Annotated in this window: 11 protein-coding genes; 6 read left to right on the top strand and 5 right to left on the bottom strand. The window is 69.0% G+C overall.

The features are described 5' to 3' along the window. Positions 1–174 precede the first annotated feature (174 nt). Together Q0V34_RS03675 and Q0V34_RS03670 are read left to right on the top strand one after the other, a co-directional pair. Positions 175–1377: a glycosyltransferase family 1 protein gene (locus Q0V34_RS03675; RefSeq protein ID WP_297507879.1), complete on the top strand. Its 1203-nt coding sequence runs from the start codon at positions 175–177 to the stop codon at positions 1375–1377. Further along, positions 1374–2342: a flippase-like domain-containing protein gene (locus Q0V34_RS03670; RefSeq protein ID WP_297507876.1), complete on the top strand. Its 969-nt coding sequence runs from the start codon at positions 1374–1376 to the stop codon at positions 2340–2342. The genes Q0V34_RS03675 and Q0V34_RS03670 overlap by 4 nt, the downstream gene beginning before the upstream one ends. Here the strand turns inward: Q0V34_RS03670 and Q0V34_RS03665 are convergent. The 4 genes from Q0V34_RS03665 to Q0V34_RS03650 are packed head-to-tail and all read right to left on the bottom strand — an operon-like array spanning position 2339 to position 5775. Further along, complete coding sequence (locus tag Q0V34_RS03665; RefSeq protein ID WP_297507873.1) at positions 2339–2944, bottom strand: response regulator transcription factor; 606 nt, start codon at positions 2942–2944, stop codon at positions 2339–2341. The genes Q0V34_RS03670 and Q0V34_RS03665 overlap by 4 nt on opposite strands. Beyond that, entirely contained in the window at positions 2944–4104 is a 1161-nt protein-coding gene (locus Q0V34_RS03660) for a sensor histidine kinase (protein ID WP_297508387.1), read from the bottom strand. Before Q0V34_RS03660 ends, Q0V34_RS03665 begins: the two co-directional genes overlap by 1 nt. A gap of 2 nt (positions 4105–4106) precedes the next feature. Next, the gene (locus tag Q0V34_RS03655; protein ID WP_297507870.1) at positions 4107–4844 is read right to left on the bottom strand and encodes an ABC transporter permease; all 738 of its coding nucleotides are present in this window, start codon (positions 4842–4844) and stop codon (positions 4107–4109) included. Position 4845: 1 nt separating this feature from the next. Beyond that, positions 4846–5775, bottom strand: a complete 930-nt coding sequence (locus Q0V34_RS03650) for an ABC transporter ATP-binding protein (RefSeq protein WP_297507868.1) — start codon at positions 5773–5775, stop codon at positions 4846–4848. 198 nt (positions 5776–5973) lie between these two features. Here Q0V34_RS03650 and Q0V34_RS03645 point away from each other — a divergent pair, with 198 nt between their 5' ends. Next, positions 5974–6921: a UDP-glucuronic acid decarboxylase family protein gene (locus Q0V34_RS03645; RefSeq protein ID WP_297507865.1), complete on the top strand. Its 948-nt coding sequence runs from the start codon at positions 5974–5976 to the stop codon at positions 6919–6921. A 101-nt stretch (positions 6922–7022) separates the two neighbouring features. On the opposite strand, the gene Q0V34_RS03640 is transcribed toward Q0V34_RS03645, so the two are convergent. Then, positions 7023–8078 carry a sterol desaturase family protein gene (locus Q0V34_RS03640; RefSeq protein ID WP_297507862.1) on the bottom strand — a complete coding sequence of 352 codons (1056 nt, stop codon included), beginning with the start codon at positions 8076–8078 and terminating at the stop codon, positions 7023–7025. Between the two features lie 174 nt (positions 8079–8252). Here Q0V34_RS03640 and Q0V34_RS03635 point away from each other — a divergent pair, with 174 nt between their 5' ends. From Q0V34_RS03635 to Q0V34_RS03625, 3 genes are read left to right on the top strand one after another with little or no spacing between them, the layout of a single operon-like run. Then, positions 8253–10193, top strand: coding sequence for a TonB-dependent receptor (locus Q0V34_RS03635; RefSeq protein WP_297507860.1), 1941 nt, complete (start codon positions 8253–8255; stop codon positions 10191–10193). A 32-nt stretch (positions 10194–10225) separates the two neighbouring features. Further along, the gene (locus tag Q0V34_RS03630; RefSeq protein ID WP_297507858.1) at positions 10226–12733 is read left to right on the top strand and encodes a M1 family metallopeptidase; all 2508 of its coding nucleotides are present in this window, start codon (positions 10226–10228) and stop codon (positions 12731–12733) included. Further along, entirely contained in the window at positions 12730–13257 is a 528-nt protein-coding gene (locus Q0V34_RS03625; RefSeq protein ID WP_297507855.1) for a DUF6702 family protein, read from the top strand. Before Q0V34_RS03630 ends, Q0V34_RS03625 begins: the two co-directional genes overlap by 4 nt. Positions 13258–13262: the final 5 nt, after the last annotated feature.

Here is a 13262-nt window from a genome sequence, read left to right as displayed (position 1 = left end):
TGCCCCCTGGACGGCGAGCCCGCGTCGCGCCGCGCTGTCGCCGCGAGGCTACATTCGCCGGATGTTTCGCCGCCGCGCCCTGGAGCCCCTTTTCGAAACTGAACCATTCCCCCATATGGCCATTGTCACACGGAGGATTTGGGCGGGCCTCACGGACTCACAGACGGAGGCGTCGTGCCGCGCGCGGAAAGATCATTTCATCAGCCCGCTGACCAAAGGCCGGCCGAAGGCCTGCGTCTGGCGCTGTTCTCCGGCAACTACAATTACACCCGGGATGGCTGCAATCAGGCCCTGAACCGGTTGGCCGCGTTCATGGTCGCGGCGGGCGCCCAGGTGCGCGTCTATTCGCCGACCACCGCCACCCCGGCGTTCGAACCCGCCGGCGATCTGGTGTCGGCCCCGTCCTTCGCCATCCCTGGCCGCGGCGAATACCGGCTGGCGTTTGGCCTGACGCGCGGCCTGAGAGCCGATCTCGCGCGGTTCCAGCCGACCCTCCTGCATCTGTCCGCGCCCGACCTTCTCGGCTCGCAGGCGGGCCAATGGGCGCGAAAGCGCGGCCTGCCGCTGGTGTCCAGCCTGCACACGCGGTTCGAGACCTACCTCTCCTATTACGGGCTCGGTTGGCTGCGCCCCGGGGTGGAACGGTACCTGACCAGCTTCTATCGCGGCTGCGACCGGGTTCTAGCGCCCAACGCCCCGATGGCCGATCTGCTGCGCCAGGACGGCCTGGGCGAGCGGGTGCGGATCTGGGGCCGCGGCGTCGACCGCGACCGCTTCTCGCCCGCCCGGCGGGATATGCAGTGGCGGCGCGCGCAAGGGATTGGCGATCACGAGGTGGTCGTGGCGTTCCTGGGTCGCCTGGTCCTGGAAAAGGGCCTCGGTGTTTTCTGCGAGACCTTGAACGGCCTCCGCGACCAGCCGATCCGGCCCCTGATCATCGGGGAAGGCCCCGCGCGCGCTTTCCTGCGAGACCACCTGCCCGACGCGGTCTTCACCGGACACCTCGACGGCGACGCGCTGGCGCGCGCCGTGTCGAGCGCCGACATCCTGTTCAATCCCAGCCAGACCGAAGCGTTCGGCAACGCCACCCTCGAAGGGATGGCCGCGGGACTCGCCGTGCTTTGCGCCCGCGCGCCTAGCACCAGCGCCCTGATCGCCGACGGCCAGGACGGCGTTCTCGTCGATCAAGGCGACGCTCGGTCCTATGGCGCGGCGATCCGGACGCTCGCCGGGGAACCCCTGCGCCGCCTGCGGCTGGGCCGCGCCGCGCGCCAGTCCAGCGCTCGCCATGACTGGGACGCCGTCTGCGCCTCCGTGCTCGACGTCTATCGCGAGCTCGGCGCGCTTGGCGGTCAGAAGGCGCGCGTCGCGGCATGACGAGCAAGGCGGGGGAAAAGGGCTCGCCCTGGCGGGCGTGGCTGCTGACGCTGGGCGTCGCCCTGCTGGCGATCCTGCTTGCGACGCATGGCGCCGGCGCGGTGCGCGAGATCGTGGCCAAGGTCGGCTGGAGCGCCGTGGCCGTCGTCGCCGCGCACCTGCCGATCACCTTCATGGCCACGATCGGCTGGCAGGTTCTGATGCCGCCGGACCGACGCCCGTCCCTGCCCTTTCTGTTCCGGCTGCGGATGATCAAGGAGGCGGTCAACGCCCTGCTGCCCGTGGCCCAGGTCGGCGGCGACGTGGTGCGGGCCAAGCTGGCGGCGCGAAACGGCCTGACCCTGGCCGAGGCGACCGCCAGCTGCGTCGTCGACGTGCTGACGGGCACGGTGGGCCTGGCGATATTCGTCCTGATCAGCCTGGACGTGGCCATGGTCACCCTGCACGATCCTCGCCTCGCCCAAGCCGGGCTGGCTCTGGTCGGCGTCCTCGCGCTGATCGGTCTGACCGCGTTCGCGGCCCAGAGGTCGGGCCTCGCGCGGCGCGTCGGTCAGGCCTCTAAACGGTGGTCGTCGATCGCCAGCCGCCTGGAGGAGCTGGGCGAGGCCTTCCGCGGCGTCGGCCGCCAGCGCGCCAACCTCATGGCTTCTTGGGCGTGGCACATGGCCGCCTGGAGCGCCGGCGCGCTCGAGACCTATGTCTCGATGTGGGCGCTGGGGCTTCAACCGACCTTGCTGCAGGCGCTGATTGTCGAAGGACTGGCGCAGAGCGCCAAGGTCGTCGGCTTCGCCATTCCCGGCGCGCTGGGCGTGCAGGAAGGCGGCTACCTGCTGCTGGGCGGCGCCCTGGGGCTTACGCCCGATCAAGCTTTGGCGCTGTCGCTGCTGCGACGCCTGCGCGAGCTGGTCCTGGGCGGGATCGGTCTTGTCCTATGGCGTACGACGCCGCCGGCGAGAACGTCCTAGAGCCAGCCGTTGGACCGAGCGATCCGTCCGGCCTCGACGCGGTTGGCCGCGCCCAGCTTCTGGGCCGCCTCGGAGAGGTAGTTGCGCACCGTGCCGGGCGAGAGGTCCAGCACGTCGGCGATGTCCTTGTTCGAGCGCCCCTCCTCGGCTAGGCGCAGGATCTCGCGCTCGCGGTCGGTCAAGGGATCGGGGCTGGCGTCCCAAACCGCCTCGGACAGCTCCGGCGCGACGGCCCGCCCGCCGGCGGCGATGGTGCGCACGGCGGCGGCCAGCACGCTGCTGGGGCCGTCCTTAAGCAGGTAGCCTTTCACGCCCGCGTCGAGCGCGCGACGCAGATAGCCCGGCCGGCCGAAGGTGGTGACGATCAGGACACGGGTTGGCGCGTTCTCGGCCTTCAGGCGGGTCGCGACGTCGATGCCGGTCAGGCCGGGCATCTCGATGTCGGAGATCAGCACGTCCGGCTTCTCGGACCGCACCAGCGCCAGGGCCTGTTCGCCGTCCGGCGCGCGGCCGACGACCTGGATGTCGCCCTCCAGTTCGAGCAGAGCGCTCAGCGCGCCCAGCACCATCTTCTGGTCTTCGGCGATCACGACGCGGATCATCAGGAGGCCTCCAGGGGCGCGGCGGCCACCAGGCGCGTGCCGCCCTTGTCCGACTGGATCTTCAGAGCGCCGCCGATCGCCGCCAGTCGCGCCCGCATGCCTTTGAGGCCCGAACCCTCGACCATTCGGCCGCCCGCCCCGTCGTCGACGACGGTCAGCACCAGCGAGGTGGCGCTGGGCTCCAGCCGAATCTCGCAGGTCTGGGCGTCGGCGTGGCGGATCACGTTAGTGACGGCTTCGCGCAAGGCCATGGCCAGCACCGCCTCCTGGGCGGGGTGGCCGTCGGTGGTCAGGGCCGAGATTTCCGCGCGCACCCCGGCGGCGGCCAGGGCCTGGCGGGCCTTGTCGAGTTCGAAGGCCAGCGACGCGCCGCGCATGCCGACGACCGCCGTCCGAACCTCGCTCAGCGCCTCGCGGGCGGTGGCGGCGACGGCCTGCATCTCGCGCTCGGCCGCCTCGGCGTCGCGGCTGACCAGCCGGGCGGCGAGCTCGGCCTTGACCGCGACCAGGGTCAGGGTGTGGCCTAGCAGGTCGTGCAGATCGCGGGAGATGCGCTCGCGCTCGGCCGTGGTGGCCAGGGCGCGAACCTCCTCGTGGGCCAGGGCCAACTCCTGGTTCTTGCGCTCCATGTCGCTCTGCATCAGCCCGGCGAAGCCGACCACAGCGCCGAAGATCAGCCCCGAGGCCCAGGCCGACCAGCCGTGGCTCATCAGCAGCGGACCCAGGGCGAGCAAGGCCAGTTCCAGGCCGATCAGCGTGCGAATGGCGTCGCGTCGCGAGCTCATCCGCGCGGCGAACGACATGGCGTAGATCGTGTAGACGCTCCAGCCGGCGCCGAACGGCGAGAGCGCCAGCCCGATCGCGTAGATGGCCAGGACCTCCCACAGCGCGGGGCGTCCGCGCTTGCGCCAGATCCGCACGAACAGCGCCAGGAAGGCCAGCGCGCCGCCGATCGACGCCGCCACCTCCACCGTCGTCGGCTTCCGGTAGAACCAGCCGATGAAGTAGAACGGGATATAGACCAGCCAGATCAGGTGCCAGCGACCGTCGAAGCCCCGACTTGTGGAAGCCGAGGCGCCCGACGCTTGCTGGGCGGCGCCCTGGGGCGCGATCGACGGGTCCATGCTCATCCGCACGATGTCGCGCGCCCAGACGCCCATGGTCAAGCGGCCCGCCGGCGCCAGGCGATCAAGGCGCCGACTAGGGCGGCCAGCGTCATGGCCAGGAGTATCGAGACGTGGCGCTGCACGTCGGCCATCGGCTGAACGCCCGACAGCATCTGCGACAGCTGTCCCAGGTGATAGGACGGGGTGTATTCAGCGATCTTACCGAACCAGGCCGGCATGGCGCTGAGGGGGATCCACAGCCCGCCGAACAGCGAGAAGGCCAGGAAGACCAGGTTGGCCAGGGCCGTGGCGCCTTGCGAGCCCATGCGCAGGCCGATGTTCAGGCCGATCATCGCGAACGGAAAGGTCGCGGCGAGGCCAAGTCCCAGGGTGGCGGCCCAGCGCCAGCCGTCCATGCGCACCCCGCCGAACCAGGCCAGGGCGCCGAGCAGCGCCACCGCCACGGCGATCAGGGCCAGGGCGGCCGCCAGGCGTCCGGCCAGATAGCCGCCGGCGGGCAGCGGCGCGATCTGCTTCAGCTCGATCAGCCTGGCCTCGCGCTCGGCGGCCACGGCCGCGCCGAAGCCGAACATGGCCGGCGCGATGGCGGCGAAGATCACGTAGTTGGCCAGCATGAAGTGCGCGACCTCCTCGCGCCCCTTGCTGAGGCCCAGGCCCATGACGCCATAGAACAGCAGCGGCAGGGCCACGCTGGGGATCAGGAATTGCGGGGTGCGCCAGGTCGCCAGGATCTGGGCGCGCATCTCACGGACATAGACGGACAGGGTGTGCATCTCAGGCGACCTTGGCTTGGGGTTGGGAGGCGGCGGCGCCGGCCTCGACGAGCCGCGTGACGGCGTCCTCGAGCGAGGCGCCGGCGACGGTCAGGTCATCGACGGTCTCGTCGCGGGCCAGAAGCTCGCGCAGGGTGGCGGGGGCGGACGTGGTCAGCAGCGTGACCTTGCCGCCGTCGCGGCTGACGCCGGTGACCCGCGCCAAGCCCGAAAGCTCGGCGTCGGACAGGCGGGTGCGGCAGCGGATGGCGACGCCCGACACGCGCGACTTGATCTGCTCGGGCGTGCCGTCGGCGATGACCCGGCCATGGTCGATGACCACGATGCGGTCGGCCAGGGCCTCGGCCTCGTCCAGGTGATGGGTGGTCAGCAGCACCGCGCAGCCGCGCGCGATCTCGGCCCGGACGGCGGTCCACAGGCCGCGACGGGCGTCGATATCCATGCCGGTGGTCGGCTCGTCCAAGACCAGAAAGTCCGGCCGGCCGGCCAGGGCCAGGGCGAACTGCACCCGCCGCTGCTGACCGCCCGACAGCGCGCCGCAACGGCGACGCTCAAGGCCTTCCAGACCGGCCAGGCGGATCGCTTCGTCCAGCGGGCGCGGCGCGGTGTAGTAGCCGCGGAACAGCTCGACCTGTTCGCGCACCGTCAGGGTGCGGGGCAGGCCGGCGTCCTGCAGCATGACGCCCATGCGGCCGCGGGCGGCCAGCGCGCGAGGGTCCTCGCCGAACAGGAAGGCGTCGCCGCCGTCGGGTCGCAGGCGACCGGTCAGCAGGGCGACGCTGGTGCTCTTGCCCGCGCCGTTGGGGCCCAGCAGCGCGACGCACTGGCCGGGGCGGATGGTCAGGTCCAGGCCGTTCAGGGCCAGCGTCGCGCCGCGACGCTTGACCACCTGGCGCAGCAGCGCGACCGGCTCGGAGGATGTAGGTGACATGTGCAGCTCCCTCGTGGTGAAGCCAAGATGCCGCCTTTCCGTCCGCGCGATCAGTGCCGGCCGTCATCGCGCCGACATGACAAACGTCACCTAGGACGCGCGGCCCGGCGCCGCACCCGCCGGCAAGGGCTCGACGGCTCCGAAAGCCGAGCGGTACAAAGTCACGGACGCTTGAGTCCCTGAAAGGTCGGCCCGCCGATGCACACGCAAAGAATACTGGTGACGGGCGGCGCGGGTTTCGTCGGCTCGCATCTTTGCGACCGCCTGCTGGAGACCGGCGCCGAGGTGCTGTGCGTCGACAACTACTACACCGGCTCGCGCCAGAACGTGGCCCAGAACCTGGCCAATCCGCGCTTCGAGCTGCTGCGCCACGACGTGACCATGCCGCTCTATGTCGAGGTTGACCAGATCTACAATCTGGCCTGCCCGGCCAGCCCCGTACACTACCAGTTCGACCCGGTGCAGACGACCAAGACCAGCGTCCACGGCGCGATCAACATGCTGGGCCTGGCCAAGCGGGTGAAGGCCAAGATCCTGCAGGCCTCGACCTCGGAGGTGTACGGCGACCCGACGATCCACCCGCAGGTCGAGACCTATTGGGGCAACGTCAATCCGATCGGCGTCCGCTCGTGCTACGACGAAGGCAAGCGCTGCGCCGAGACGCTGTTCTTCGACTACTGGCGCCAGCACAAGCTGCGCATCAAGGTGGCGCGGATCTTCAACACCTACGGCCCGCGCATGCATCCCAATGACGGGCGCGTGGTGTCGAACTTCATCGTCCAGGCCCTGAAGGGCGAGGACATCACCCTCTATGGCGACGGCAACCAAACGCGGTCGTTCTGCTATGTCGACGACCTGGTGGACGGCCTGATACGGCTGATGAACACCGGCGACGACGTGACCGGTCCGATCAATCTGGGCAACCCGGTCGAGTTCACGATGAAGCAGCTAGCCGAACTGGTGCTGGAGCTGACGGGCAGCAAGTCCGTCATCGTCCATCGCCCCCTGCCCTCCGACGACCCGCGCCAGCGCCAGCCGGACATCACCCTGGCCAAGCAGCACCTGGACTGGACCCCGACGGCGCCGCTGAAGGTCGGGCTGACGAAGACGATCGAGTATTTCGATGGGCTGCTGAAGGCGGCTTGAGACGCGGTCGACCGTCGCCCTTCGACGGGCTCAGGGTGAGGTTCGAGGATAGGGTCCGCAAATCGTCCTCGCCGAACTGGTCGAAGCGAGATGACGGAGCCTCAGCGTTTCTCGAAGAAGCGCGCGGCGTTCGGACCGTCGTTCCTGCCGCCGAACCAGCCGATCCAGAAGTGATAGTAGTCCCGCAGCATGTCGCGCGGCACGAAAACGCCGTGGCGGTACGACGTGTCGACGCCGATCGTTAGTTTCGGGTCCGGTCGGTCCTCGTACCAGGTGCCGAACAGCCGGTCCCAGATCGGCGCGATGGCGAAGTGGCCGGTCGGGCGGGACATGTCCAACTTGTGGTGCGCCCGGTGGTGGTTCGGCGACTGGACCAGCCAGCGGCCGACAAAGCCCCAGTCGGCCTCGATCTTCGAATGGATCAGGAAGCCGATCGCGACGACCAGCACGTTGACATAGATCATCACGTCCGCCGGCGCGCCCAGCACCGCCAGCGGCAGGTTGACCACGAAGATCGCGGTGAAGGTCGCGGGATGCTGGCGCACCGAGGTGACGACGCCGAAGTCCTCGGCCGAATGATGGTAGCGGTGCAGCGGCCACATGAACTTGGTGTGGTCGATCCGGTGGGTCCAGTAATCGAAGAACGTATAGATCGCGAAATAGAGCGGCAGTTGCAGCGCGAACGGCAGCGGCGGTGGACGCAGCCTGACGCCGGTGGCGTTGGCGATCGCCTCGTGAATCCACGCGCCCGAGATCATCGAGGCGCCGAGCATCATCACCCGTCCGACGACGTCGAGCACATGCCCCTGGCCCAGGACGAAGACGGCGAGGTCGGTGTTCAGCGACGGCGTGCGCGCGAAGATCAGCTGACGCAGCGAGCTGTCGCGCCAACCGACCGTGGCCGCCTCGACCCCCAGCATGGTCGGCAGCAGCAGGAAGACCAGGAAGACGTTGTTCAGGTGGTCGTGCGCCGAGGCGGTATGCAGGGTGTGACCCGCCAAGGTCAGCGAGAGCTCGGCCGGAACCAGCCGCAGAGCCAGCCACCAGGCCGCGCCGGCGACGGCGGCGTAGAGCAGAAACCCAAGCACCAAGAGGGCGCGCGCGGGCCCCGGCGCGCCGCCGAGGTCGGTGGACACATCAAGGGTGGCGGGTTTCAAGCGTCTGGCTCCGCGAGACATTCGAGGGGGCGATGTATGCCGGAGACCCCGTTAAGACTTGGTGTGGCGCGGCAACCTGAGGGCGACGCCCGCCACCTGATCATTTCAAGGATCAAGCCAGCCGCCCGCGAGCCAAGGCTTGCCGAGACCTGGCCGCCGGCCTAACAGCCGCTCATGACGCGTGTCGCGCCCCTCGCCCTTTCCTTGCTGGCCCTGCTCTCGGCGCCCTTGGCCGTTCGCGCGCAGGAGGTCGAGGCCATCTCGGTCTGGGGCAGGCGAGCCAACGATCTTGGCCGCGCCACCTCGGCCAGCGAGGGCCGGGTCAGCTATTCCGACTTCGCCGTGCGCCCGCTGCTGCGGCCCGGCGAACTGATCGAGGCGGTGCCTGGCCTGGCCGCCACCCAGCACTCGGGCGCGGGCAAGGCCAACCAATACTTTCTGCGCGGCTTCAATCTGGACCACGGCACGGACCTGGCCGCCTCGCTTGACGGCGTGCCGCTGAACCTGCCGACCCATGGCCATGGCCAGGGCTATCTGGACCTGAACATCCTAACGCCCGAGTTCGTCCACGACATCGCCTTCAAGAAGGGCCCCTATGCGGCCGAAAACGGCGATTTCGCCACCGCCGGCGCGGTCGCCTTCGAAACGGCCGATCACCTGCATGGCGACGGGCTGCAGGCCTGGGTCGGCGAGAACGGCTATTATCGGGGCGTCGGCTCCAAGGCCCTGAATCAGAACCTGTTGCTGGCGGCCGACCTCTCGACCTCGCGCGGCGCCTGGACCACGGCCGAGAACCTCAGGAAGATCAACCTGCTGGGCCGCGCCCTGGTCGGCGGCTGGTCGATCACGGCCCTTGCCTACGACGCCCGCTGGAACGCCACCGACCAGATCCCGCTCCGCGCCGTCGAGGCCGGAACGCTGGGCCGCCTGGACGCCGTCGATCCGACCGACGGCGGAACCACCTCGCGCTACATCCTCTCGGCGCGCCGCCGCGACCTGCTGCACGGCCTGGATACGGTGGTCTACGTCCAGCGCTACACGCTCGATCTCTATTCGAACTTCACCTACTTCCTCGACGATCCCGTCCATGGCGACCAGTTCGAGCAGGTCGACCGGCGCTGGGTCTATGGCGGGTCCGTGATCAAGCGCTGGAGCTTGGGCGACGGCTGGAGCGCGCGGACGGGGGCGTCGCTGCGCGTCGACGACATCGGCCGGGTCGGCCTCTACCACACCACGGCCCGCGTCCGGCGCGAGACCGTGCGCCAGGACGCGGTGACGGAATGGTCAGCGGCGACCTGGGGCGAAGCCTCTCGGCGGTTCGGCAAGCTGGACGCCACCTTGGGCCTGCGCGCCGACGCCATGGGCGCGGACGTCCAGGACAAGGGCCGCGTCAGCGATCTGCTGGTCAGCCCCAAACTAGCCCTGGCCTGGCGGGCGTCAAAGACCTTCGAGCTCTATGCCGACGCGGGCCGAGGCTTCCACTCGAACGACGCCCGCGGCGCGATCGCCGGCGCGCCGCTGCTGTCGCCCACCGACGGCGCCGAGCTGGGCCTGCGCTGGAAGGCCCGGGGCTTGACGGTGACCGCCGCAGCCTGGGCGCTGCGGGTCGCCTCCGAACTCGTCTACGCGGGCGACTCGGGCTTCACCGAGGCCAGCGGCGAGACCCGCCGACGCGGTCTGGAACTGCTCGCCGACTGGCGGCCGACGGCGCGTCTGAGCCTGACCGGCTCGTACGCGGCGACCCACGCCCGCTTCGCCAATGGGGACCGCATTCCGAACGCCGTCGACTCGGTGCTGAGCGCCGGCGCCGTCTGGAAGCTGACCGGCGCCTCGACCCTGTCGCTGACCTGGCGCCGCCTGGGCTCCGCGCCGCTGATCGAGGACGACAGCGTCCGCTCGCGCGCCAGCGGCTTGGTCAACGCCTTGCTGACGCACGATCTCGGCAAGGCCAGCCTGATGATCGAGGTGCTGAATGTCACCAACAGCAAGGCCGACGACATCGCCTATTTCTACGCCTCGCGCCTGCCCGGCGAGCCGGCCGCCGGAGTCGACGACGTTCACTTCCACCCCGTGGAGCCGCGCGCCGTCCGCGCGGGCGTCAGGATCAATTTCTGACGGTTTGACGAAAAAGGGGGTGATTTTCCCTCTTGGGCTGGCCAAGCTCGCGCTGCGGTTTCCGTCCGCCATCTGAGGGGCCTTTCGACTTGTCCAAGCGTTCCATCCGTTGCGCCGTGGCCGGCGTGATCGCCGCCACGCTCGCCGCCGCTTCCTTCGTTTCTGGCGCGCACGCCGACGCCATCCGCCAGACCAAGGCGCCGTTCGAGGACAAGTTCCGCCAGTTGGAAGGCGAGGACTGGCCCACGCCCACCGACTACCGCAACGCCTCCGGCGCGCCGGGCTATCGCTACTGGCAGCAGAAGGTCGACTACAGCATCAACGCCCGCCTGGACGAGCCGACCAAGTCGATCATCGGCAAGGAGACGGTCACCTACCGCAACAACTCGCCGGACGATCTGCCCTATCTGTGGCTGATGCTGGACCAGAACGACTTCAAGCGCTCGTCCATCAGCCACATGACCGAGACGGTGTCGGGCGACAGCGTCAGCCTGGGCCAGGTCCGCCGCGCCGAGCGCTTCAAGGACTGGGAAGGCGGCATGACCATCAAGTCGGTCAAGGACGCCTCGGGCCGGCCGCTGAAGTTCACCGTGGTCGACACCATGCTGCGCATCGACCTGCCGGCGGCGGTCAAGGCCAGCGGCGGAACGACGACGTTCCAGATCGAGTGGTCGTTCCCGATGGTGGAGACCAAGCTGATCGGCGGCCGCAGCGGCTATGAGTGCTTCACCGCCAAGGGCGACGACGGCAACTGCATCTTCGAGGTCGCGCAGTGGTTCCCGCGCCTGGCCGTCTATTCCGACTATGAGGGCTGGCACAACAAGTCGTTCCTGTCGGGCGGCGAGTTCACCCTGGAGTTCGGCGATTACAACGTCGCCCTGACCGTGCCGAACGACCACGTGGTCTCGGCCACCGGCGAGTTGCAGAACGCCGCCCAGATCCTGACCGCCGCCCAGCGCGACCGCCTGGCCAAGGCCCGCGCCGCCAGCGAGCCGGTCTATGTGGTGACCCCGCAGGAGGCCGCCGCCGCAGAGGCCGGCAAGCCGACCGGCGAGAAGACCTGGGTGTTCAAGGCCAGCAATGTCCGCGACTTCGGCTGGGCGACCTCGCGCAAGTTCATCTGGGACGCCATGGGCGTGAAGCAGGCCGATCCGAACGCCGCGCACCCGCTGGTCATGGCCATGTCGTTCTTCCCCAAGGAAGCCGGGCCGCTGTGGGACGCCTATTCGACCAAGGCCATCGCCCACACGCTGAAGGTCTATTCCAGCTTCACCTTCGCCTATCCCTATCCGGTGGCGCAGTCGGTGAACGGCCCGCAGGGCGGGATGGAATATCCGATGATCAGCTTCAACGGGCCTCGCCCGGTGAAGGACAAGAAGACCGGCGCCCTGACCTATAGCGATCGCGCCAAGTACGGCCTGATCGGGGTGGTGATCCACGAGGTGGGCCACAACTACTTCCCGATGATCGTCAATTCCGACGAGCGTCAGTGGACCTGGATGGACGAGGGTTTGAACAGCTTCCTCGAATTCCAGGCCGAGAAGCAGTGGGACAAGAAGTTCCCGTCGCGCCGAGGCGAGCCCAAGGACATCGTCGAGTACATGGTCAGCCAGGACCAGGTGCCGCTGATGACCCAGTCGGACTCGGTGATCCAATTCGGCCCGAACGGCTATTCCAAGCCGGCGACCGCCCTGGTGATCCTGCGCGAAACGATCATGGGCCGCGAGCTGTTCGACCGGGCGTTCAAGGAGTACGCCAATCGCTGGCGCTTCAAGCACCCGACGCCCTACGACTTCTTCCGCACGATGGAAGAGAGCTCGGGCATCGACCTCGACTGGTTCTGGCGCGGCTGGTTCTATTCGACCGACCATGTCGACATCGCGCTCGACAAGGTCGTCCAGGGTCGGATCGAGAGCGGTGATCCCGATCTCGAGGCCTCGGTCCGCAAGGCCGAGCGCGCCAAGGAGCCCGGCTCGCTGACCGCCGCCCGCAACACCGAGCCGACCGTCGTCGATCGCGACCCGAAGACCCGCGACTTCTACGACGCCACCGACGAGTTCACCGTCACCGAGGGCGCCAAGAAGCGCGCCAAGGCGGCCAAGGAAGACCTGACGCCGGAAGAGCTGGAAGCCCAGGCGACCAAGGACAACTTCTATCGCTTCACCTTCCGCAATATCGGCGGCCTGGTCATGCCGGTGATCCTGAAGATGGACTTCACCGACGGCACCAGCGAGACGGCCCGAATCCCGGCCGAGATCTGGCGCAAGAGCCCCAAGGTGGTGACCTGGCAGTACGTCTCGGCCAAGCAGCTGAAGGGCGCCGAGATCGATCCGCTGTGGGAGACCGCCGACGCCGATCGCTCCAACAACGTCTTCGACGGCGCGATCACGCCGACGACGCTGAAGGTCATCCGACTGCCCGACATGGGCTCCAGCCGGATGAAGGACGCCAATCTGAAGGTCGATCCCGACAGCCTGAACACCCAGCCGGCCGGCGACGACAAGAAGGGCGAGCCCAAGAAGGACGACGGCCCGAAGTGATCCGGCGCGCGGCGGTCCTGATCGCGGCGGCGAGCCTCGCGCTCGCCCCGCTCCCGGCGGCCGCCCACCGCGGCCACGGCGCCCTGAGCGTCGTAGAGATCGACGCCAGGAGCGGCGCGGTCACCGTCAGCCACCGGGTCCCGACGCACGACGCCGAACCCGCCCTGGCCCTGATCGCCCCCGACGCCCAGGCCAGCCTCGACGACCCCGAGGCGGTCGAGGCGTTGAAGCGTTACGTGGCCAAGCGCTTCTCGGTGACCGTCAACGATTCGCCGATCGCCTTGACGCTGAAGGACATGACGCTCGGCGCCGACGAGGTGCGGTTCGAATACGCGGGCAAGATCGCGCCTGGCGAGGCGAGCGGCGCGGTGGCGGTGACAGCCGCGATGTTCGCCGACATCTATGGCGACGAGGTCAACCAGGTGAACGTGCGGCGGCGCGGCGTCACCCGGACCCTGGTGTTCAACGCCCCGGAAGCGACGACGCCGCAGGTCCTCGATCCGCTCGACGGCGCCGGACGCTGAGGCCC

This window comes from uncultured Caulobacter sp., from assembly GCF_947036865.1.
Classification (GTDB): domain Bacteria; phylum Pseudomonadota; class Alphaproteobacteria; order Caulobacterales; family Caulobacteraceae; genus Caulobacter.
The sequence above is the reverse complement of the archived record's forward strand: the minus strand, read 5'-3'. Positions and strand labels throughout refer to the sequence as shown.